Genomic DNA, 24042 nt, shown 5'->3' with positions numbered 1-24042 from the left:
TTGTTCTAATGGGATGGTGAGTAAGTATGCACGCAGAAAAATTAGGAAGTGAAATTAAGAAAATTAGGGTGATGAGGGGATTAACACAGAAACAGTTATCCGATAATATATGTCATCAATCGGAAGTGAGCAGGATTGAATCGGGTGCGGTATACCCAAGTATGGATATATTGCAAGGTATCGCAGCAAAATTACAAGTTCCCATTATTCATTTTTATGAGGTACTCATTTATTCTGATATTGAAAGAAAAAAAAAGTTTAAAGATCAAATCATTATGCTTTGTAAGCAAAAAAGATATAAAGAAATTTATAATAAAGTATGGAATGAGCTGAAAAAGGAAGAATATCATCCTGAATTTCAGCAGTTTCTTCAATGGCAATATCATGTAGCAGCTTACATATTAAAGAAAATCGATTACGAATATTGTATTTTAGAATTGAAAAAATTGTTAAATCAACAGTTAGCTGGAATAGACGTATACCAAAATCTTTATATAGAAAATGCGATTGCAAATATTTATGCTGAAAATAGCTATTTTAAGAAGAGTATTGAGTTATTTGAAGATATATTAAAACAATTAGATGTATTGCATGATAATGAAGAATTTGAAGTGAAGGTAAGATATAATCATGCAAAAGCATTATATTTAGATAATCAATATGAAGAGTCACTTTATCAAGTAAATAAAGCGATTGAAATATCATGCCGAATTAATAGTATGGCATTAATTGGACAGCTATATTATCAAAGAGGTGAATGCCTAGGGAAGTTGGAGTACGATGAGGCAGAGGTTGAAGATGCATATAAAAAGGCAAGTTTCTTTTTTGATATATTAGAAATGCATGCATATAAAGAAGCGCTCGTAAATAAAATCAGTAGATAAATATCCTAAAAAATGGGTATGCATAATTGCATATAATAGGGATAAATTTTCATGATATATTAAAATAAAAAATGTGGGTGATGGAATATGAAGAAATTACTTATTGGTAGTTTATTGACGTTAGCGATGGCATGGGGTATTTCATTAGGCGATACGGCATTAGAGAAAAGCCATATAATTTCTCATAACGATCAAGAGGTACAATTAGCTAAAGATTTACCTTTTGAATATTAAAAAACAACCGTCTTACTTAGGCGGTTGTTTTTTTATGGAGTAACATCCAAACGTCTTTACTAGAAACAGGTTTGCTAATAAAGAATCCTTGAATGTGATCACAATTTTGTTTATGTAAAAATTCCCATTCTTCTCCTGTTTCTACACCTTCTGCAATCACTTTTAAATTTAGTTCTTTTGATAGTGTAATAATGGAAGAGACAATTGCTTCTTCTAAAGGACTAGTTGTAATTCCACAAATAAACTCTCGAGCGATTTTTAATGTGTTGATTGGATATTTTGTTAAATAAGCTAAAGAACTATAACCAGTACCAAAGTCGTCGATTGAAATTTGAATACCGAGATTTTGAAGTTGTTCTAGTTTTGCAACTACAGATTGATTTTGATTAATTGCGATGCTTTCCGTAATTTCAATATCTAGTGCTTCTGGTTTCAGTTCTGTCTCTTCCAACACCTTTGAAATAGTTGGGATTAAATCTGCATGGTTAAATTGAACAACAGATAAATTCACACCAACTTTCAAGTGAGAAAAACCTTGATTATGCCATCTTTTTGCTTCTAAACAGGCAGTACGTAAAATCCAATTGCCAAGTTCAATAATAAAACCAGTTTCCTCTGCTAGAGGGATAAATTGGGCAGGAGATACGATACCGAGTTTTGGATGCTTCCAACGTATTAATGCTTCAAAACCGATAATTTGTTTTGTTTTTGTGCTTACTTGTGGCTGGTATTCAAGGAAAAATTCATTTTGTTGTAATGCTTTTGAAAGTTCACCTTCTAAGAATTGAATTTCATTTTGAGCGATACTCATTTCTTTTGAGAAGAAAACAAATCTGTTTTTTCCATTTGCTTTCGCACGATACATAGCCATATCAGCATTTTTCATTAACTCATTTACATCAGTTCCATAATCAGGGTACATCGCAATTCCGATACTTGGTGTAATAGAGAGTTCTTCGCCTTGAATGAAGAATGGTTTGTTTAAAATAGTTAAAATCTGTTCAGCTATAAAAATTGCACTTTTTTCTGAGTACATTTCTGGTAATAGAATTGTAAACTCATCTCCACCTTGGCGAGCGACGATATCTTTTGAACGCAAGCAACCGCGTAATCTTTTTGCTACTTCAATTAATAATAAATCTCCGACGTCATGACCAAGTCTATCGTTAATTTTTTTAAATCGATCTAAATCAAGGAATATGACGGCGACATCATTTGCGTTAGTTTGAGCTGTATTTAAAATGGCTTTTAAATCTTTTTCGAACTTTCGGCGATTTGGTAATCCAGTAAGTGCATCGTGAAAGGCTAAATGTTCTACTTGTTTTTGTTTTTCATATAAGGTGGTAATATCACGTGCTATCCCAAACATTCCGACCACTTCTTTGTTTATAAAAGTAGGGATAAGTGTAATATGAAGATAATAATAATAGCCTTCTTGTTCTTTTGTCCGAACTTCTAACGTTTGTGGCCTACCTTCCTTTGTAATTTGTAAAGCCTTCTTTAGTAGTTCGTGGTCTTTTGAATCAATGAAGTGTACCAGAGAATAGCTTGCCACTTGGCAATAATAGGCAGTAAATAAGCTTTCGCAAGCCTTATTAGATTGTTGAAAAATGCCATTCATATTTAAAGAGAAAACGGCATCGGGATGATCTTCGAATAAAGACTTATAGCGTTGTTCACTTTTTGATAATGCAAATGCACCTTCTTCAACTTCATCTTCTAGTTGTGTAGTCAACTGTTCATATGTAAGGATTAGTGCTTGATTATCTTTCCACATGTAAAGTTGCCGCAAGAATAACAAAATAAGTGATAATACGAGACCAATTAACATAAATTTATCATCCCAAGGTTGAATGATAATAAAGGAAAAAGTAATAATTATACTAAAATAAGGTAGTATAAAACGTACATAATCGAATCGATAATATTTTGCTTTCGTTTCATGTTGCATTGGTTTATCCAAGATATATAGTATGGAAGAAAGTCCAATTAATAAAATAGAAGCAGTGTGTATTAAATAATTAAATTCAGGAGAAGTTTTCATCCCAAAATTTAATTGAAACAGATGAATGTAACCGTATACGAGTATAATAGTGAAACCGATAATTAATGCGATTCTACTAGAAGAATATTGTTCTCTTCTATAAAGACTAATAACGGCGTAAATTACTAATGATTGTGCAATAAAATAGCCAATTAAAATCCAAGTTTCCTTTGTTAACATACGGAAGCTTGAAAGGTCCAAGATAAAAGTTAAAGTGAAATAAATGTTCATAATAACAATAAAGATGCTATCGAATGAAAATTGAGCAAGACCCTTAATAGAGTAAATTTTTATAAACTTTATAGCAAATCCAACAAAGAGTAAAACATATTGTATGATAAAAAAAGGTAATGCTTTATATGAGAATATAACTTGCTTATGAATAGAAAGTGAAGGAAGAAATAAAGTTATTTCCATAGCTAACCCGCATAGACAAGTACATAATAATAAAATCCAAAATAATTTATCACCATGCGTCATTTTTCTAATCGCTTTACATAAGCAATAGCAAGAAAAAAGTGCAGCGAAACAGAATAAGAAAAGAATCCCGATTTCTTTTATATTCGACTCATTTGGTATAAGGAATATCCAAAGAGCAAATATAAATATGTATATTATGACAGATTGTATATACTTTTTTTGATTAATCATATTATGACTCCGTTTCAATAAAGTTGAATCTCGGGGAGAAAATGCTAATTTAAATAATAGCATATAAAACAGAATGTTTTTTACTATAAAAATTACTTTTTTGAAAAAATGGTGCAAAGTTACAATTTACCACTGTAACATTGCACCACTTATTCTTTTAATTCCTCTTATAGCAGAAAGTTCATCTATTAATTGGAATAGTGCTAAGTTTTTTTGTTTACTTTCAATCATAATATCGAAATTATGATTGTGTTTTTTTGCAATGTGTAAGAAAGGCTTAATAAACTCTAAATCGATATATTCAGCATGAGCCCTAAATTCTTTTTCCGATCTCGGGGAGGAAATGTGAACTTTAGGAGAGATATTTGTATGTGACCAAGTTTCAAAAATTGCAGGAAGCAACTCTTCTAGTGGTTCCTCGCAAAGATTGGCCATATGATGATGATAATCAAATACAAATGGAATATTTTCTTTTTGGCAAATGGATAAAGTTTCAGCGGTTGTATAGGTTTTATCATCATTTTCAAGAGTCATTTGTTTTTTTATATGTGTAGGAAGTTTTTTTATGTTTTCATGGAAGCGCTCAATCGCCTTTTCTTTATTTCCATAGGCTCCACCTACATGAATATTAATGTAAGAAGAATCTGCAATGCCTATAGCATCCAATATTTTATAATGATAAGTCATATCCGTAATAGCGTTAGTAGTAATATGTGGCTTGTCGCTTGTAAATAGCGTAAATTGATTTGGATGAAAACTTATTCGTAAATTGTGTTCTTTAATTAAAGCCCCTATTTTACGCCAAAGTGGTGTGAATACCCCAATATAGTCAAACTCGACTTCGGGATGTGTTGCAAGTGGGACGATGGAAGACGATAGGCGATATAGTGGGATTTCATGCGCTATATTGTAATGAAGGATACGTATTGTGTGCTCTAAATTTTGCTTTATAACATGGTACAGTTTGTCTTCTCGTTCTTGCTTGCTAAGTTTCTTAAAACTTGTAAACGTCATTGTTTTGGCAGGAGAACAGTCCCAGAGTGCCATTGCATGTGAGACATATCCAAACCGTATAATCATATGAGATACACCTCTTTTATTCATTGTCTTTCCTATAAAAAGAAAGCAAGTATTGTTCCAATCCATTCCTTTCCTCTATTGATAAGAGAAGGCGGGTTTACATCGCTATAGGAAAGTACGGATGCATTCTCTAGATCTTCATGAAATTTATTTTTTACTGTTTGAATGAAATGTTTATTATATAACAGGCAGTTTATTTCATGGTTAATATATAAACTTCTCATATCAAAGTTTGCCGTTCCGATATCACAAATATCATCGTCCACTATAATAATTTTGGCGTGAAAAAACCCTTGTTGAAATGCATAAATATTGCAACCAGCCTGTATTAATTTTCGGCAGTACGGGAATTTTGCTTCCCGAACGAGAGGGTGATCAGCTTTTTCTGGAACAAGAATTGTGATTTGAACCCCTCTTTCTCTTGCTTTTAATAAGGCATTCATAATTTTTTTTCCAGGAATGAAATATGGCGTACCGATACAGATTTCTTTTTTTGCTCCGTTAATTAAATGTAAAAAAGTATGCTGTAAATAAGCACCATCAGTCGGAATAAATTGATGCAAGATGGTACCTGGTTGTTGTTTTGGAAAATAAAGAGAAGCATCCAATAAATTCTGTTTCGTATCATCAAACCAATCATGCAAAAATTGCTTTTGTAAATCTTGAACCCCTTCTCCTGTAAGACGTAAATGATAGTCTCGCCATAATCCTAAGTGTTCATTATGCCCTAGATACTCTTCGCCAATATTAAATCCCCCGATATAGCCGGTTTTCCCATCAATCACTGTAATTTTTCTATGATTTCTTTGATTGGCAGAAAAGAAAGGAAGAGGAAATTTTACCTTATGACAAAATGAAAAAGATACACCATGTTTTTGCAGGGAGCGAATAGCTTCGTTTGATAAAGAATGGCTGCCAAATCGATCAAGTAAAAGTCGTACTTCAATTCCTTCCTGAGCCTTATCAATCAGCAACTTTAAAAATTCACGACTGATTTTATCGTTTTTTACAATGAAGAATAAAATATGAATGTGGTGCTGTGCTTGTTTTATATCAGTAAATAAAGCATCATATAAATCTTTCCCATATGTATAAAGGTGAAAATCACTTTGACGTAAAGGGAAAGTGCGAGAGCTTACCCGTTTTAAATGAAGAAGTCTCCCGTATGAAAGGTCAATTGTAATCCAAAGAGCAACGGATATTAACAAAAGAGATAAGTAGAGCATCAGTGAATTCCCTCCTTCGCATTCTTTTCACCTTCAGTATGTTACAAATGATACGGGTAGCACGGCTGTTATTATAAATTTCTTTAGAGGATAGATGTTGTACTAATTAAAGTTTCACTTTATCCTGCTTTAACGGGCAGTAAGCCTTTCACCTCAAAAACTGTTGGATAAGTAGAAGTTAGTTAGGAAATCAACTGCCCGTAAAAGCCCGATTGGTTCAACTAATAATCAGTGGGGGATGAACCACCCCTACTGATTAAAGTTTCACTTTATAGTTTCACCGAAATAAACAGCTTTATGAAAAAATGTGTTGTTCTATAACAAAAAACTGTTGACTGAATGCTCACTCATTATATAATGGGGATAGGGGATATAATTCAGAAAATTATATATTTTTGAAGATTCAAAAAGAAAGAGGGCTTACAAAGAGAGGGGTAGCATAAAAATGAATAGCTTACTGATTATTAATTGGCTGGCTGCCATTGCTGTTATTGCTTATGCAGGATATTTGTTTGTATATCTTATACGGACGAGAATGGCCTACATACAATTAGGAAAAAAAATTGAGTTTGACCGTCGTTTTAAAGAGCGTTGGGATCTCCTTAAGGTCAATGTTTTCGGTCAGAAAAAGCTGCTGAAAGATAAGAAAAGCGGCATCATTCACGTTATGTTCTTTTACGGATTTATTCTTGTCCAATTTGGAGCAATTGACTTCGTTTGGAAAGGACTCGCACCAGGATCACATCTTCCACTTGGACCACTATACCCTGCATTTACATTCTTCCAGGAAATTGTCACACTTGTTATTTTAATTGCAGTATTTTGGGCTTTTCATAGACGTTATGTAGAAAAGCTTGTTCGTTTAAAACGTAACTTCAAATCAGGTCTTGTTCTTATTTTTATCGGTGGTTTAATGATTTCTGTGCTACTTGGTAACGGTATGGGACTTATATGGCATGGCGAGGAGCTTTCATGGAGTGAACCAATTGCTTCTGCAATCGCTTACGTTTTTAGCGGGATAAATGAAACCGTAGCCATTTCAGTGTTCTATTTTTCTTGGTGGGTGCATTTACTAATTTTGTTAACGTTTTTAGTGTATGTTCCACAATCAAAACATGCGCATTTAATTGCAGGACCAGCTAATGTATTCTTCGGTCGTCTTTCAAACCCAGGGAAGCTTGAAAAGATTGATTTTGAAGATGAAACGCAAGAAACATTTGGTGTTGGTAAAATTGAAGACTTTAGACAAAATCAACTTATTGACTTATACGCTTGTGTAGAGTGTGGCCGTTGTACAAATATGTGTCCGGCAACAGGAACAGGAAAAATGTTATCACCGATGGACTTAATTTTAAAACTTCGCGATCATTTAACTGATAAAGGAGCTGCGGTAACATCAAAAGCACCGTGGGTTCCAGTAGTTGCCTTCAATAATACACAAGGAAATCAGTTAGCGATGATGGCAGCTGGAAAAGGGCAACAAGAATCAGCGTCTACAACGCTCGCTTACGATCCGAGTTTAATCGGAGATGTTATTACAGAAGAAGAGATCTGGGCATGTACAACGTGCCGTAACTGTGAAGATCAATGCCCAGTTATGAATGAGCATGTTGACAAAATTATTGACTTACGTCGATATCTCGTTTTGACTGAAGGAAAAATGGACGCGGAAGCACAACGCGCGATGACAAATATCGAGCGTCAAGGAAATCCGTGGGGGCTGAACCGTAAAGAGCGTGAAACATGGCGCCAAGGTGATGACGAAGTAACAGTTCCAACTGTAAAAGAAAAATCAAAAGCTGGGGAGGAATTCGAGTATTTATTCTGGGTTGGTTCAATGGGATCATACGACAATCGTAGTCAGAAGATTGCGATATCGTTTGCGAAGTTAATGAACGAAGCAGGCATTTCATTCGCAATTCTCGGTAATAAAGAAAAGAATTCTGGAGATACACCACGCCGCCTTGGAAATGAATTTGTATTCCAAGAGATGGCGACAAAGAATATCGAAGAATTTGAAAAGGCAGGAGTGAAGAAAATCGTTACGATTGATCCTCATGCTTATAACACATTTAAAAATGAGTATCCGGACTTTGGCTTGCAAGCAGAAGTCTATCATCATACAGAATTGTTAGCTCAGTGGGTGAAAGAAGGGCGCTTAAAGCCTGTTCACGCTATTGAAGAAACAGTTACGTACCATGATTCCTGTTATTTAGGAAGATACAACGAAGTGTATGAAGCGCCACGTGACATTTTGAAAGCGATTCCTGGAGTGAATCTTGTAGAAATGGCACGTAACCGTGAAACGGGAATGTGCTGTGGCGCAGGTGGTGGCTTAATGTGGATGGAAGAAACAACAGGTTCACGTATTAACGTTGCTCGTACAGAACAAGCATTAGCTGTACAGCCATCCATTATCGGTACAGGTTGTCCATATTGCTTAACGATGATCAGTGATGGAACGAAAGCGAAAGAGGTAGAAGAGAAGGTTCAAACTCTTGATGTGACAGAGATTTTAGAACGATCTGTTATCGGACAGAAAAAAGAAGCGATGTAGTTTGTAAGAATGTATACAACTTTAGAAAGAGGTGCAATGATTGCACCTCTTCTCAACGTAGGGATACCGAGCGAGCGCTCAGTGTTAAAAAATGAAATGGGGGAAAGAAACATGAGTAAAACAGTTATTTTAAGTGCTGCAAGAACACCAGTTGGAAAATTTGGAGGATCTTTAAAAGATGTAAAAGCGGCGGAACTTGGAGGAATTGCAATTAAAGCAGCGCTTGAAAGAGCAAATGTTGCGGCTAGTGATGTTGAAGAAGTTATATTTGGAACGGTTATTCAAGGTGGACAGGGGCAAATTCCATCGCGCCAAGCTGCAAGGGCTGCTGGAATCCCATGGGAAGTGCAGACGGAAACAGTGAATAAAGTTTGTGCATCAGGACTTCGTGCGGTTACGTTGGCGGATCAGATTATTCGTACTGGCGATCAATCACTAATTGTAGCTGGCGGTATGGAGTCGATGAGTAACAGTCCTTACATTTTACGCGGAGCAAGATGGGGATACAGAATGGGCAATAACGAAGTTGTTGATTTAAACGTTGCTGACGGTTTAACATGTGCATTTTCAGGTACACACATGGGCGTTTATGGCGGAGAAGTTGCGAAGGAAGATGGAATTTCTCGCGAAGCGCAAGATGAATGGGCATATCGTAGCCATCAGCGTGCGGTTTCAGCGCATAAAGAAGGGCGTTTTGAAGAGGAAATCGTGCCAGTAACGATTCCGCAAAGAAAAGGCGATCCTATTGTCGTTGCAAAGGATGAGGCGCCACGTGAAGATACAACGATTGAAAAGTTAGCAAAGTTAAAACCTGTATTTGATAAGACAGCGACGGTGACAGCTGGTAATGCGCCGGGACTAAATGATGGTGGTGCCGCACTTGTATTAATGAGCGAAGACAGAGCGAAGCAAGAAGGAAGAAAGCCATTAGCGACAATTTTGGCGCATACAGCAATTGCAGTGGAATCTAAAGATTTCCCAAGAACGCCAGGTTATGCAATTAACGCATTGCTTGAAAAAACAGGCAAGAAAATTGAAGACATCGATTTATTCGAGATTAATGAAGCATTTGCAGCGGTAGCAATTGCAAGTACAGAAATCGCAGGAATTGATCCGGAAAAATTGAATGTAAATGGCGGCGCGGTAGCGATGGGACATCCAATTGGAGCAAGCGGAGCGCGCATTATCGTTACACTAATCCATGCACTTAAGCAGCGCGGCGGCGGAATTGGAATTGCTTCGATTTGTAGCGGTGGCGGTCAAGGGGACGCAGTGATGATTGAAGTCCACTAATTAAAGTTCGAGGGTATAAAATTTATTAACAATTAAGGGGGAAGAAAAAATGGGTGTACAAAACATTGTTGTAATTGGTGCAGGGCAAATGGGATCAGGAATTGCACAAGTATGTGCAATGGCAGGATATGACGTGAAGGTACAAGATTTAAAGCAAGAGCAATTAGATAGAGGAATGGCTATCATTACGAAAAACTTAGCGCGCCAAGTAGAAAAAGGACGCATGAAGGAAGAAGAGAAGGAAGCGACATTAAATCGTCTTACAGTAACGCTTGATTTAGATTGTGTGAAAGAAGCGGATCTTATTATTGAAGCAGCTGTTGAGAAAATGGATATTAAAAAGAAAATCTTTGCGAATCTAGATGAAATTGCTCCAGAACACGCAATTTTAGCGACGAATACGTCATCTCTGCCAATTACAGAAATTGCAGCGGTAACGAAGCGTCCGGAAAAAGTAATCGGTATGCACTTTATGAATCCAGTCCCAGTTATGAAGCTTGTTGAGATTATTCGTGGTTTGGCTACCGATGATGCGGTATATGAAGCAATTGAAGATATTACGAAAAAAATTGGGAAAGTACCAGTTGAAGTGAATGATTTCCCAGGTTTTGTATCAAACCGCATTTTACTACCGATGATTAACGAAGCAATTTATACGTTATATGAAGGTGTAGCGACGAAAGAAGCAATTGATGAAGTCATGAAGCTTGGTATGAACCATCCGATGGGGCCTTTGACACTCGCTGATTTTATCGGTTTAGATACGTGTTTATACATTATGGAAGTGTTGCATGAAGGATTAGGAGATAGTAAATATCGCCCATGTCCATTATTACGTAAGTATGTGAATGCAGGATGGTTAGGGCGTAAAACAGGTCGTGGATTCTACGTTTACGAATAAATGCCCCCTTTGTTACAACATAGTGGTCTTACCAAATTATTTAAAGGATATATAGCAAATGGAGGCGGAATATATGAACTTTCGTTTTAATGAAGAGCAGCAAATGATGAGGAAAATGGTTCGGGATTTTGCACAGAAGGAAATAGCTCCCTTTGTTCCTAGTATGGAACAAGGGGTGTTCCCGAAAGAGATTTTGCAAAAGATGGGTGAGCTTGGATTAATGGGTATTCCAGCGCCTGCAAAATACGGCGGGGCAGAAATGGACTTTATTTCTTACATTCTAGCAATTGAGGAAATCTCAAAGGTAAGTGCAACAGTTGGTGTAATTTTAGCTGTACATACGTCAGTTGGAATGAATCCGATTTTATATTTTGGAACAGAAGAACAGAAGAAAAAATATGTTTCTAAACTTGCAACCGGGGAATATTTAGGTGCATTTGCTTTAACAGAGCCAAATGCAGGATCAGATGCAGGGAGTTTGAAATCAAGAGCTGTGAAAAAAGGTGATCATTATATTATTAATGGATCGAAAGTGTTTATTACAAATGGTGGTGAAGCAAGTACATACATTGTATTCGCTTCTACAAATCCAGAGGCAGGAAAAAGTGGTATTTCTGCATTTATAGTAGAGAAAGATACACCTGGTTTAATCATTGGAAAAGATGAACATAAGATGGGACTTCTCGGTTCTCGTACAGTACAACTTACTTTTGAAGATATGAAAGTGCCAGCTGAGAATTTACTTGGGGAAGAAGGACAAGGATTCAAAGTGGCGATGGCGAATTTAGATGTTGGGCGAATTGGAATCGGTGCGCAGGCTTTAGGAATTGCTGAAGCGGCGCTTGGCTGTGCAATTGATTATGCAAAAGAAAGAGAGCAATTCGGGAAGCCAATTGCGGCGCAGCAAGGGATTGGCTTCAAGCTTGCAGATATGGCAACAAGTGTCGAGGCAGCAAGGTTACTCGTATATAGAGCGGCATCTCTTAGGGCACAAGGATTACCATGCGGTAAAGAAGCATCTATTGCGAAATTATTTGCTTCTAAGACAGCGGTTGAAGTCGCGATTGAGGCGGTGCAAGTATTTGGTGGTTACGGTTATACGAAAGACTATCCAGTAGAACGATTTTTCCGTGATGCGAAAATTACGCAAATATATGAAGGAACAAGTGAAATACAGAAACTTGTTATTAGCCGTGCTTTATAAAAGGGCGAGGGGGAGACGGAGATGCATTTTAAACTATCAGAAGAACATGAAATGATAAGAAAAATGGTTCGAGATTTTGCTAAAAATGAAGTGGCACCAACAGCAGCTGAGCGTGATGAAGAAGAGCGATTTGATCGAGAGTTATTTGATCAAATGGCAGAGCTTGGTTTAACTGGTATTCCATGGCCTGAAGAGTACGGTGGAATTGGAAGTGATTACTTAGCATACGTAATCGCTATTGAAGAATTATCTCGCGTTTGTGCTTCAACAGGTGTAACACTGTCTGCGCATACTTCACTTGCGGGATGGCCAATTTTTAAATTTGGGACGGAAGAGCAAAAGCAAAAGTTTTTACGGCCGATGGCTGAAGGGAAGAAAATTGGTGCATACGGCTTAACGGAACCAGGATCTGGATCGGATGCTGGTGGAATGAAGACAATCGCAAAGAGAGATGGCGATCATTATATTTTAAATGGATCAAAAATTTTCATTACAAATGGCGGTATTGCTGATATTTATGTTGTTTTTGCGCTAATTGATCCTGAATCGAAGCAGCGCGGTACGAGTGCATTTATTGTAGAAAGTGATACACCGGGATTTTCAGTTGGGAAGAAGGAGAGCAAGCTAGGGATTCGCTCTTCACCAACGACTGAAATTATGTTTGAAGATTGCCGTATTCCTGTAGAGAATCTACTTGGAGAAGAGGGACAAGGGTTTAAAGTTGCGATGCAAACATTAGATGGAGGTCGTAACGGTATTGCGGCGCAAGCTGTTGGTATTGCACAAGGGGCTTTAGATGCTTCTGTAGAATATGCAAGAGAGCGCCATCAATTTGGAAAACCAATTGCGGCGCAGCAAGGGATTGGCTTTAAACTTGCGGATATGGCAACAGATGTAGAAGCAGCACGCCTTTTAACATATCAAGCGGCTTGGCTTGAATCAGAAGGGCTTCCGTATGGAAAAGAATCAGCGATGTCAAAAGTATTTGCAGGCGATGCAGCGATGAAGGTGACGACTGAAGCGGTGCAAGTATTTGGTGGTTACGGTTATACGAAAGATTATCCAGTAGAGCGTTATATGCGAGATGCAAAGATTACACAAATATATGAAGGAACACAAGAGATTCAGAGGCTTGTAATTTCTCGTATGTTAACGAAGTAGGAACGAAAGCGTAGGTATTTTCCTACGCTTTTTCCTTCCAAAAAATAATAGAGAGAGGTGAAGGGAATGGTTAAACATAATGTGCATGCATCGGTGAAAGATGAAAAATTAGTTGCGTTAAGACGTGAACAAATGATTAAAGGTGCGGTGCAACTGTTTAAACAAAAAGGATTTCCGCGTACAACAACGAGAGAGATTGCAAAAGCGGCTGGGTTTAGTATAGGGACACTTTATGAGTACATTCGTACCAAAGATGATGTTTTATATTTAGTTTGTGATAGTATATATGAACATGTAAAAGAAAGATTAGAGGAAGTAGTGTGTACAGAAAAAGGAAGTATAGAAAGTTTAAAGATAGCAATAACGAATTACTTTAAAGTGATGGACGAATTACAGGAAGAAGTATTGATAATGTATCAAGAGGTACGCTTTTTACCGAAAGAATCACTTCCGTATGTATTAGAAAAGGAGTTTCAAATGGTAGGAATGTTCGAGAATATTTTAGAACAGTGTACGGAAAATGGAACATTTACATTAAATAAAAAAGAAATACAGCTTCTTGCGCATAATATTTTTATACAAGGACAGATGTGGGGATTTAGACGCTGGGCGCTGCAAAAACTGTATACGCTCGAAGAATATACAGAAATGCAAATTAGGTATGTATTGCAAGGGGCCCATATGCTTCCGAAATAAGGAACAGACAAATTATAATTTTACTACCCTATAAAAGTTTCCCGTTTTTTTTGTAGCATATTTGTGCGACTTTTGTTTATAATGAATAGTATGGATTTTTTTAAGCAGGCCGTTATATATAAGGTTATATTTGATGAAAGGAAGTGCCGCATAAGTGGATTTTAAGCAATATTCACCAGAAGAGCTAAAAGAATGTTCAATGATTGAAGTTGTACATAGCGTTTTAGGGGATAAAAAACAAGCAACGACATTCAACGAGTTGGTTCAAGAAATCGCTCAAGTGCTGGGACTATCTCAAGAGCAAGTTAATGCGAAAATCGCACAATTTTATACAGACTTAAACATCGATGGACGTTTCATTAATTTAGGAGAAAATCGTTGGGGACTACGCAGCTGGTACCCATATGAGCAAATTGATGAAGAAATCTTGCCTCAACCAAAACCGAAGAAGAAACGTAAAGTTGAAGAAGACGGTTTTGACGACTACATTGAAGAAGACGAAGATGACTTCGACGATGCAGACGTAAGTGAAGATGAAGACGATGTAGAAGATTTGGACAAGGTTCTTGAAGAAGAAGACGGAGATGACGACGATCTTGATGATTTAGACGAAGATGACGACGACTTCGCTGAAGAAGAACTTGAGTATGATGAAACTGAAGAAGAAGAAGAGGAAGAACTGTAGTTCTTGACTTTTCATTATCGTCCATGTAGAATCATTTTTGGGCTCTTTAAAAAAGGACGATAATACTTTTAAAGTGTAAATATAAAAGAAAATTGCTCCCTACTTATTACTTTTTGTGATGAGGGGAGCAATTTTCTTTTTTGTTTTTTGTTTAGAAAATAAAAAGAGTCTAACAATAAGATGGATACAGTGTTATCTACATACGTTGCGCTTTGCAACGGTGATTATATAACAGCAAAATAGAAGGGAGCTTTTTCATGACTAAGTATATTTTTGTAACAGGCGGTGTAGTATCGTCTTTAGGAAAAGGTATTACAGCAGCATCTCTTGGAAGACTTTTAAAAAATCGTGGTTTAAACGTAACGATTCAAAAGTTTGATCCATACATTAACGTAGACCCAGGGACTATGAGCCCATACCAACACGGTGAGGTATTCGTAACAGATGATGGCGCAGAAACTGACTTAGACCTTGGTCACTATGAGCGTTTCATCGACATTAACTTAAACAAATACAGCAACGTAACAACAGGTAAAATTTACTCTTCAGTTCTTCAAAAAGAGCGTCGCGGTGAATATTTAGGAGGAACAGTTCAAGTTATTCCTCATATTACTAACGAAATTAAAGAACGCGTATATCGTTCTGGTCGTGAAACAAATGCGGATGTTGTTATTACAGAAATCGGTGGAACTGTTGGTGACATCGAGTCTCTACCATTCTTAGAAGCAATCCGTCAAATTAAGAGCGACATCGGTCGTGACAATGTAATGTACATTCACTGTACGTTAATCCCGTACTTAAAAGCAGCGGGTGAAATGAAGACAAAACCAACACAACATAGTGTTAAAGAACTTCGTAGCTTAGGTATTCAACCAAACATTATCGTTGTTCGTACAGAAATGCCTGTTTCTCAAGATATGAAAGACAAGCTTGCATTATTCTGTGACATTGATACAAAAGCAGTTATCGAAGCTCGCGATGCAGATACTTTATATGCGGTTCCATTATCTCTTCAAGAACAAAACATGGACCAAATCGTTTGTGACCACTTAAAATTAGACAATCCAGCTGCAGATATGACAGAGTGGACTGCGCTAGTTAACAAAGTGCGTAATCTTTCTAAGAAAACAAAAATCGCTCTTGTTGGTAAATATGTAGAACTTCAAGATGCTTATATTTCTGTTGTAGAAGCACTTCGTCATGCTGGTTACTCATTCGACACAGATGTAGAAGTAAAATGGGTAAATGCTGAGCACGTAACAGCAGAAAACGTAAAAGAATTAGTTGGCGATACAGATGGTATCCTTGTACCAGGTGGCTTCGGCGATCGTGGTGTAGAAGGTAAAATCGTTGCGATTCAATATGCTCGTGAAAACAAAGTTCCATTCTTAGGAATTTGCTTAGGTATGCAACTTGCATCAATCGAATTCGCACGTAATGTATTAGGTTTAGAAGGTGCTAACTCTTCTGAAATCAACCCTGACACACCATATGCAATCATCGACTTATTACCAGAACAAAAAGATGTAGAGGACCTAGGTGGTACACTTCGTCTTGGTCTATACCCATGTAAGCTTGCTGAAGAAACAAATGCTTACAATGCTTATAATGAGCCGGTTGTATATGAGCGTCATCGTCATCGTTATGAGTTCAACAACCAGTTCCGTCCTGATATGGAAAAAGAAGGATTTGTATTCTCTGGTACAAGCCCAGACGGCCGTCTAGTTGAAATCATTGAATTAAAAGACCACCCTTGGTTCGTGGCAGCACAGTTCCACCCAGAACTTGTTTCTCGTCCAAACCGTCCACAACCATTGTTCCATGACTTCGTAAGAGCTTCTATTACGAATAAAGAGAGCAAGTAATAAAAAAAGCGCCTGAAATAAGGCGCTTTTTTTTAATATTCATTTAACATTTCATCGATTGTAAATTTGATTCCGTGATAAGCAAATAAAGCTACTATTAAACTTGGGAATCCGTAGCGATTACCTTCATCGTCTGGAATAAGACCTTTTAACAGTTTTGTATCAATATGTACGTCTGTATATCGTTCGAGTGATTCCGTACCTTCTTGAAGAGCAGAAATGCCGACAATAGAGTGTCCCTCTTCTTGTAGTTTTTTTGCAATTTCTACAATGGCTTCATCTGTTGAAAAACGGCTAATAAGAAGTACACGATCCGCAGAGGTTACTTCTGCTTCTTTACCATTTTCAAATAAGCGTTTTGCTTGCTTCATTGGTTCAGCACCGAATAGTGCCTCGGCAACAACGCCTTCCATTTCATTTGTACCATGTAAATAAATGAAACCATCGCCAACTAGTGCTTGAGCAAGTAAACGAGCACTATCTTCTATATTCATTTCTTCTTTTTGAGAAACTCTGGAGAAATAACCACTTAATTGAGTTGAAAAAATTTTTAACATAATGTTACTCCCTTCGTACGTGTTTGCCGGCTTTCATTATAGTTTATTTTTTTAGAAAGGTGAAATCGTAGGGTAGCATAACAAAATAGGAAACGGTAAAATAAGAAAGAATAGGAAGGAATTTGCCAAAGAATAGCGAAAATAAATCGTTAAGATATAAGAAGCTTTAAATCTTGTACTTACACAGAAAGGTTGGGAATTATGGAAGGTAAAATTTTAATCGTTGATGATCAATATGGGATTCGTGTGCTATTACATGAAGTGTTCCAAAAAGAAGGTTATCAGACATTCCAAGCAGCAAATGGATTTCAAGCTTTAGATATCGTGAAAAAAGATAATCCAGATTTAGTAGTGTTAGATATGAAAATTCCAGGCATGGATGGTATAGAGATTTTAAAGCATGTAAAAGAAATTGATGAGAGTATTAAAGTAATTTTAATGACTGCTTATGGAGAGCTTGATATGATCCAAGAAGCAAAAGATTTAGGTGCTTTAATGCATTTTGCTAAACCATTTGATATTGATGAAATTCGTCAAGCTGTGAGAAATGAGCTCGCTGTAGAGGCGTAAAAATGAATTTTTTATAAAAAATATGGAAAAAAGCGTTTACATGGACTATTGTGCAGGTGAATACGGTTGAGTTTTTGAGTACAAGTTGTTATCCTATTGAGTGTAGAAAAAAGTCCGGTATGTAGATATACATATTTTACCTTATTCTGGTCATACTACCAGCGATAAGAACTTATCGGATACAAAAAACGTTTTTTAGGAGGATTCACCATGCCTTTAGTTTCTATGAAAGAAATGCTAAACAAAGCACTAGAAGGAAAATACGCAGTTGGTCAATTCAACATGAACAACTTAGAGTGGACTCAAGCTATCTTAGCTGCTGCGGAAGAAGAAAAATCTCCTGTAATCCTAGGTGTATCTGAGGGTGCAGCTCGTCATATGACTGGTTTCAAAACAGTTGTAGCTATGGTTAAAGCTTTAATCGAAGAAATGAACATCACTGTTCCTGTAGCGATTCACCTTGATCATGGTTCAAGCTTCGAAAAATGTAAAGAAGCAATCGATGCAGGTTTCACATCTGTAATGATCGACGCTTCTCACCACCCATTCGAAGAAAACGTTGAAACTACTAAACAAGTAGTAGAATACGCACACGCTCGTAACGTATCTGTTGAAGCTGAGCTTGGAACAGTTGGCGGACAAGAAGACGACGTAATCGCTGAAGGCGTAATTTACGCTGACCCAGCAGAGTGTAAGCACCTTGTTGAAGCAACAGGTATCGATTGCCTAGCTCCAGCTTTAGGTTCTGTACACGGTCCTTACAAAGGTGAGCCTAACTTAGGATTCGCTGAAATGGAACAAGTTCGTGACTTCACTGGCGTACCTTTAGTATTACATGGTGGTACTGGTATCCCAACTGCTGATATCGAAAAAGCTATCTCTTTAGGTACTTCAAAAATCAACGTAAACACGGAGAACCAAATCGAGTTTACAAAAGCTGTTCGTGAAGTATTAAACAAAGACCAAGAAGTTTACGATCCTCGTAAATTTATCGGACCTGGCCGCGACGCTATCAAAGCAACTGTTATTGGTAAAATTCGCGAATTCGGTTCTAACGGTAAAGCGTAAGAATAAAATTCCGTTTTGGAAACCGTCTAGTCTTTTAGACGGTTTCCTTTCGTTGTATAATGAAAGCGTGAACAAGTCTAAAGATTTTATCATTTTTGTTTTTAAATAGAAAATAATGTGCATAGTCCTATTAATAAATGTGATAACGTATCTAAATTGATAAAGTGAATTCGATGAATAGTTGATCTTTATCTATTCGTGCTATAGGAGAAATGAAGATAATGGTTTCCTATTTATTGAGTTTTGGGATGGAAAGAGTAATTGAGATTCTTAAGGGGAGCTTTCTATAAAAAGATAGAAAGTAAATACATTCACAAGAAGGGAGCTCAATATGGAAAAATTGCTAATTGAAGGCGGAAGAGCTTTAAATGGAACAATTCGAGTAAGTGGTGCAAAGAACAGCGCCGTTGCATTAATTCCAGCGACAATTTTAGCAGATACTCCAGTAACTATTGGTGGTGTCCCTAATATTTCGGACGTAAAAATGTTAGGAGACTTACTAGAGGAAATTGGAGGGAAAGTAACTTATGGACAGGAGGAAGAGATGGTAGTCGATCCTTCTAACATGGTTGCAATGCCTTTGCCAAATGGAAAAGTGAAAAAATTGCGCGCTTCTTATTATTTAATGGGTGCAATGCTTGGCCGTTTTAAAAAAGCTGTTATTGGGCTTCCGGGTGGATGTCATTTAGGACCGAGGCCGATTGATCAGCATATTAAAGGGTTTGAAGCGCTAGGTGCACATGTTACGAATGAACAAGGTGCCATCTATTTAAGAGCAGATGAGCTACGCGGGGCACGTATTTATTTAGATGTTGTTAGTGTAGGAGCTACGATTAATATTATGCTAGCAGCTGTACGAGCAAAAGGTAGAACTGTTATTGAAAATGCAGCGAAAGAGCCCGAGATTATTGATGTAGCTACATTGTTAACAAGCATGGGGGCACGTATTAAAGGTGCTGGTACAGATGTAATCCGAATAGATGGTGTGGACTCTTTACATGGTTGTCACCATACTATCATCCCAGATCGTATTGAAGCTGGTACGTATATGATTCTAGGAGCTGCATCAGGAGGAGAAGTAACGGTTGATAACGTTATTCCTCAGCATTTAGAATCAGTTACTGCAAAGCTAAGAGAAGCTGGTGTTCAAGTTGAAACGAACGATGATCAAATTACGGTGAACGGTAATAGAAAGTTAAAAGTAGTTGATATCAAAACGCTTGTATATCCAGGTTTTCCAACGGATTTACAACAGCCGTTTACGACGCTTTTAACAAAGGCGCACGGGACGGGAGTTGTAACAGATACAATTTACGGTGCCCGTTTCAAACACATTGATGAATTACGTCGTATGAATGCTCAAATTAAAGTAGAGGGTCGTTCGGCAATTGTAACTGGTCCTGTATTATTGCAAGGTGCAAAAGTGAAGGCGAGTGATTTACGAGCAGGAGCGGCACTTGTTATTGCAGGATTAATGGCAGATGGAATTACAGAAGTAACAGGACTTGAGCATATTGATCGAGGTTATGAGAATATAGTGGACAAGCTTAAAGGGCTTGGAGCAAACATTTGGCGAGAACAAATGACAAAGCAAGAAATTGAAGAAATGAAGAACGCATAAGTGATACTTCCGCAAGGGGGAAGCGAAGCATCACTACTTGCGGAAGTACACTTTATAGAAAAACACGGTTCACAAAATACGGCAGAAATATAAAGACTTAAAGGAGAGGGATTATCGTGGAGAGAAGTTTATCTATGGAGTTAGTACGTGTAACAGAGGCTGCAGCTTTATCATCAGCGCGTTGGATGGGGCGCGGGAAAAAGGATGAGGCAGACGGTGCAGCAACATCAGCTATGCGTGATGTATTTGATACAATTCCGATGAAAGGTACAGTTGTAATTGGTGAAGGTGAGATGGATGAAGCACCAATGCTATATATCGGAGAGAAATTAGGTACAGGATATGGACCACGTGTAGACGTTGCGGTTGATCCTTTAGAAGGGACAAACATCGTAGCAGCTGGTGGCTGGAATGCTCTTGCTGTTATTGCAATTGCAGACCACGGTAATTTGTTACATGCCCCTGACATGTACATGGATAAAATCGCGGTTGGCCCAGAAGCAGTTGGGGCGGTCGACATTGATGCGCCTATTATTGATAACTTACGTGCAGTTGCGAAAGCGAAAAATAAAGATATTGAAGATGTTGTAGCGACAGTTTTAAATCGTCCACGTCATCAAGAAATTATCGAAGAAATTCGTAAAGCTGGTGCGCGCATTAAATTGATTAATGATGGAGATGTAGCTGGAGCGATTAATACAGCGTTTGATCGTACAGGTGTAGATATTTTATTTGGATCTGGTGGAGCACCTGAAGGTGTATTAGCAGCAGTTGCTTTAAAATGTTTAGGTGGAGAAATTCACGGGAAACTATTGCCACAAAACGAAGCTGAATTAGCACGTTGTAAAAAAATGGGCATAGAAGACATTAATCGTATCCTTCGCATGGAGGACTTAGTAAAAGGTGACGATGCAATCTTTGCAGCAACAGGCGTAACAGATGGAGAACTATTACGCGGTGTTCAATTTAAAGGTAGCGTAGGAACAACGCAATCCCTTGTTATGCGCGCAAAATCAGGCACAGTTCGCTTCGTGGATGGACGTCATAGCTTGAATAAAAAACCAAACTTGGTTATTAAATAAAAAGCGTAAGCAGCTCGTTCAGAATGGGAGGGGGATGGAGCTTCTGACGTAGAGGCGCTTTTTGCCTCGTAGGAAGAAGTGAAGCCACCGACCATTCTAGCTGCTGAAGCTGGATTAAGTAAAAAGCGGAGGTGGCTTGCTCAGAAGGGGAAGGCATTGGAACTCCTGACGAAGAGGCGTTTTGTGCCTCGCAGGAAGGGGTGAAATGACTGACCCTTCTAGACACCGGAGCTGGATTAAATAAAAAGTGCAAGCGGCTCGCTCAGAAAGGTTAAAATGGTCGACTTTTCTAACTATCGGAGCTGGAACTAAATTAAATAAGAAGCGAAGACAAATTTTCTTGTCTTCGCTTCTTGTATTTGTGTTCCAACGTATTGATTAAAACTAGATAAAAGGGTTACAATAGTGAATATTACCCTACTTGAACTTATTGCCTTTCATTATTAATTATTTGCCTTCCGTATTTTTTCCCTTTACCCATGAAAAAAGAGAATAACGTTAAAGTGTGGTGTCTGAATGAATTTGTCAATTGCAGCATTAGAAAACATGAAATTAAAAGAGTTATACGAGCTTGCGAAAGAATTTAAGATTTCGTATTATAGCAAATTAACGAAAAAAGAGTTAATTTTTTCTATTTTGAAAGCTCGAGCAGAAAAAGAGGGTTTCTTTTTCATGGAAGGCGTATTAGAAATTATTCAATCAGAAGGATTTGGATTCCTACGTCCTATCAACTATTCTCCAAGCTCAGAAGATATTTATATCTCAGCTTCGCAAATTCGTCGTTTCGATTTACGTAATGGAGATAAGGTTTCTGGTAAAGTACGACCTCCGAAAGAAAATGAACGCTATTTTGGGTTATTACAAGTTGAAGCTGTAAACGGAGATGATCCAGATTCAGCAAAAGAGCGTGTGCATTTCCCTGCATTAACACCATTATACCCAGATCGCCAAATGAAATTGGAAACGGAACCTAAAAAGTTACCGACACGCATCATGGATTTAATCGCACCAGTTGGATTTGGACAACGTGGTTTAATTGTTGCGCCTCCAAAGGCTGGTAAAACAAGTCTATTAAAAGAAATCGCGCATAGTGTTACAACAAATCATCCGGAAGCAGAATTAATTGTACTTTTAATTGATGAGCGTCCAGAGGAAGTAACAGACATTGAACGTTCTGTTAAAGGAGATGTTGTAAGTTCTACTTTTGATGAAGTGCCAGAAAATCATATTAAAGTAGCTGAGCTTGTGTTAGAACGTGCGATGCGTCTTGTAGAGCACAAGAAAGATGTTATCATTTTAATGGATAGTATTACCCGTTTAGCTCGAGCTTACAACCTCGTTATTCCACCAAGTGGTAGAACATTATCAGGTGGTATCGATCCAGCTGCCTTCCATAGACCGAAGCGTTTCTTTGGAGCTGCGCGTAATATTGAAGAAGGCGGTAGCTTAACAATTTTAGCAACAGCCCTTGTTGATACAGGATCACGTATGGACGATGTTATTTACGAGGAATTTAAAGGAACTGGAAATATGGAACTTCACTTAGATCGTTCATTAGCTGAACGTCGTATCTTCCCGGCGATCGATATTCGTCGTTCTGGTACACGTAAAGAAGATCTATTAATTCCAAAAGAACATTTAGACAAGTTATGGGGCATTCGTAAAACAATGCGTGATACACCAGACTTCGTTGAAAGTTTCTTACGTAAGCTTCGTCAAACGAAGACAAATGAAGAGTTTTTACAAAACATTGTTGCAGACTCAAAAAGGTATGTAACAACTAAGTAAAGGGAAAAAATCAGGACTCGCTTATTTTATAGTAAGCGAGTTTTTTATGCTGTTTAGGTGATATTAAAGAGAGAAATAAGTGAGAGAACCTTAGCCAGTCAGAGCTAAACGAGCCGTCTCCACTTTAAGATAATATCCAGTTCCGGTGGCTAGCTCTTCGCATCTAAGAACCTTCCGCCCAAAAGGTAAAAAGCACCTTTAGGGCGAAAGAACCTTAGCTGGTCAGAGCTGAGCGAGCCACCTCCACTTTCAATTTAATATCCAGCTCCAGCGGCTAGAATGGTCGGTGGCTTCGCGTCTTCCTACGAGGCAAAAAGCGCCTCTACGTCAGAAGCTCCATCCCCCTCCCATTCTGAACGAGCCGCTTGCGCTTTTAAAATTAAAAAGACAAAAACAGGTAGTTGCAAAATGAAGTTAGCCTTGTTATAATTTCATCATATGTGTTTCATCAATATAGTTGTGTATGCAGCTGAAGATGAAAAACTCTGTTTCGAAAATGATTCAGGGCGGAAGGAGATGAAAAGAATGAAAGCAGGAATTCACCCAGATTACAAGAAAGTTGTATTCATGGACACAAACACAGGCTTCAAATTCTTAAGCGGATCTACTAAAGGATCTAACGAAACTGTTGAGTGGGAAGATGGTAACACTTATCCATTACTAAAAGTTGAGATCAGTTCTGATTCTCACCCATTCTACACTGGACGTCAGAAGTTTGCTACTGCAGACGGACGCGTTGACCGCTTCAATAAGAAATACGGTCTTAAGTAATAAAAACATAAAACAGGCAAGTGTATGTATTCGCTTGTCTGTTTTTTTTGCGAAAATATTATACCTTTACCCTACTTTTAACTGAAAAGTAGATGAAAGGAGAG

Annotated in this window: 20 protein-coding genes; 16 read left to right on the top strand and 4 right to left on the bottom strand. The window is 37.7% G+C overall.

Features of this window, described 5'->3' with window-relative positions:
- Window positions 1-26 precede the first annotated feature (26 nt).
- Window positions 27-884: a transcriptional regulator PlcR gene (gene plcR, locus N2V80_RS26560; protein WP_061655672.1), complete on the top strand. Its 858-nt coding sequence runs from the start codon at window positions 27-29 to the stop codon at window positions 882-884.
- 87 nt (window positions 885-971) lie between these two features.
- Entirely contained in the window at window positions 972-1118 is a 147-nt protein-coding gene (locus N2V80_RS26555) for a quorum-sensing peptide PapR (protein WP_000734730.1), read from the top strand.
- A gap of 16 nt (window positions 1119-1134) precedes the next feature.
- Here the strand turns inward: N2V80_RS26555 and N2V80_RS26550 are convergent, their stop codons facing one another.
- The 3 genes from N2V80_RS26550 to cls form a co-directional block, all read right to left on the bottom strand.
- Window positions 1135-3813 carry a DUF4084 domain-containing protein gene (locus N2V80_RS26550; protein ID WP_061655671.1) on the bottom strand — a complete coding sequence of 893 codons (2679 nt, stop codon included), beginning with the start codon at window positions 3811-3813 and terminating at the stop codon, window positions 1135-1137.
- A gap of 126 nt (window positions 3814-3939) precedes the next feature.
- The gene (uvsE, locus tag N2V80_RS26545) at window positions 3940-4893 is read right to left on the bottom strand and encodes a UV DNA damage repair endonuclease UvsE (protein WP_061655701.1); all 954 of its coding nucleotides are present in this window, start codon (window positions 4891-4893) and stop codon (window positions 3940-3942) included.
- A gap of 32 nt (window positions 4894-4925) precedes the next feature.
- The gene (gene cls, locus N2V80_RS26540; RefSeq protein WP_000966417.1) at window positions 4926-6119 is read right to left on the bottom strand and encodes a cardiolipin synthase; all 1194 of its coding nucleotides are present in this window, start codon (window positions 6117-6119) and stop codon (window positions 4926-4928) included.
- Window positions 6120-6564: 445 nt separating this feature from the next.
- Between cls and N2V80_RS26535 the strand changes: the two genes are divergently transcribed.
- The 8 genes from N2V80_RS26535 to pyrG all read left to right on the top strand — a co-directional run bounded on the left by N2V80_RS26535 (window position 6565) and on the right by pyrG (window position 16481).
- Complete coding sequence (locus N2V80_RS26535; protein ID WP_001086776.1) at window positions 6565-8676, top strand: heterodisulfide reductase-related iron-sulfur binding cluster; 2112 nt, start codon at window positions 6565-6567, stop codon at window positions 8674-8676.
- Window positions 8677-8685: 9 nt separating this feature from the next.
- Complete coding sequence (locus tag N2V80_RS26530; protein ID WP_002025101.1) at window positions 8686-9969, top strand: acetyl-CoA C-acetyltransferase; 1284 nt, start codon at window positions 8686-8688, stop codon at window positions 9967-9969.
- Between the two features lie 49 nt (window positions 9970-10018).
- The gene (locus N2V80_RS26525; RefSeq protein ID WP_000538880.1) at window positions 10019-10870 is read left to right on the top strand and encodes a 3-hydroxybutyryl-CoA dehydrogenase; all 852 of its coding nucleotides are present in this window, start codon (window positions 10019-10021) and stop codon (window positions 10868-10870) included.
- Between the two features lie 73 nt (window positions 10871-10943).
- Entirely contained in the window at window positions 10944-12074 is a 1131-nt protein-coding gene (locus N2V80_RS26520) for an acyl-CoA dehydrogenase (protein ID WP_001011179.1), read from the top strand.
- 21 nt (window positions 12075-12095) lie between these two features.
- On the top strand, window positions 12096-13235 hold the full coding sequence (gene acdA / locus N2V80_RS26515; RefSeq protein WP_061655670.1) for an acyl-CoA dehydrogenase AcdA: 1140 nt from the start codon (window positions 12096-12098) through the stop codon (window positions 13233-13235).
- A gap of 66 nt (window positions 13236-13301) precedes the next feature.
- Entirely contained in the window at window positions 13302-13931 is a 630-nt protein-coding gene (locus N2V80_RS26510) for a TetR/AcrR family transcriptional regulator (protein WP_000238599.1), read from the top strand.
- A 154-nt stretch (window positions 13932-14085) separates the two neighbouring features.
- On the top strand, window positions 14086-14616 hold the full coding sequence (gene rpoE / locus N2V80_RS26505) for a DNA-directed RNA polymerase subunit delta (RefSeq protein WP_000346280.1): 531 nt from the start codon (window positions 14086-14088) through the stop codon (window positions 14614-14616).
- A 257-nt stretch (window positions 14617-14873) separates the two neighbouring features.
- Window positions 14874-16481 (top strand): CTP synthase, encoded by a 1608-nt coding sequence (pyrG, locus tag N2V80_RS26500; protein ID WP_000170460.1) that lies wholly within the window; start codon window positions 14874-14876, stop codon window positions 16479-16481.
- 32 nt (window positions 16482-16513) lie between these two features.
- On the opposite strand, the gene N2V80_RS26495 is transcribed toward pyrG, so the two are convergent.
- Complete coding sequence (locus N2V80_RS26495) at window positions 16514-17038, bottom strand: DUF2529 domain-containing protein (RefSeq protein WP_000912400.1); 525 nt, start codon at window positions 17036-17038, stop codon at window positions 16514-16516.
- Between the two features lie 201 nt (window positions 17039-17239).
- Here N2V80_RS26495 and spo0F point away from each other — a divergent pair, with 201 nt between their 5' ends.
- From spo0F to N2V80_RS26465, 6 genes are all read left to right on the top strand, one after another.
- Window positions 17240-17608 (top strand): sporulation initiation phosphotransferase Spo0F, encoded by a 369-nt coding sequence (gene spo0F, locus N2V80_RS26490; RefSeq protein ID WP_000398594.1) that lies wholly within the window; start codon window positions 17240-17242, stop codon window positions 17606-17608.
- Between the two features lie 210 nt (window positions 17609-17818).
- A complete protein-coding gene (locus tag N2V80_RS26485) occupies window positions 17819-18676 on the top strand; it encodes a class II fructose-bisphosphate aldolase (RefSeq protein WP_001131855.1) in 858 nt (285 codons plus the stop codon).
- A gap of 331 nt (window positions 18677-19007) precedes the next feature.
- The gene (gene murA / locus N2V80_RS26480; RefSeq protein ID WP_000413254.1) at window positions 19008-20297 is read left to right on the top strand and encodes a UDP-N-acetylglucosamine 1-carboxyvinyltransferase; all 1290 of its coding nucleotides are present in this window, start codon (window positions 19008-19010) and stop codon (window positions 20295-20297) included.
- A 116-nt stretch (window positions 20298-20413) separates the two neighbouring features.
- Window positions 20414-21379 (top strand): class II fructose-bisphosphatase, encoded by a 966-nt coding sequence (gene glpX, locus N2V80_RS26475; protein ID WP_000442340.1) that lies wholly within the window; start codon window positions 20414-20416, stop codon window positions 21377-21379.
- 516 nt (window positions 21380-21895) lie between these two features.
- A complete protein-coding gene (gene rho / locus N2V80_RS26470) occupies window positions 21896-23167 on the top strand; it encodes a transcription termination factor Rho (protein WP_001053903.1) in 1272 nt (423 codons plus the stop codon).
- A gap of 525 nt (window positions 23168-23692) precedes the next feature.
- Window positions 23693-23938 (top strand): type B 50S ribosomal protein L31, encoded by a 246-nt coding sequence (locus N2V80_RS26465; RefSeq protein WP_000643433.1) that lies wholly within the window; start codon window positions 23693-23695, stop codon window positions 23936-23938.
- The last annotated feature ends 104 nt before the right edge of the window (window positions 23939-24042 follow it).

The sequence above is a fragment of the Bacillus sp. FSL W8-0640 genome (assembly GCF_038007725.1).
In the GTDB taxonomy this organism is placed as follows: domain Bacteria; phylum Bacillota; class Bacilli; order Bacillales; family Bacillaceae_G; genus Bacillus_A; species Bacillus_A cereus.
Note: the sequence above shows the minus strand (reverse complement) of the source record. Positions and strands in the feature narration are given on the sequence as shown.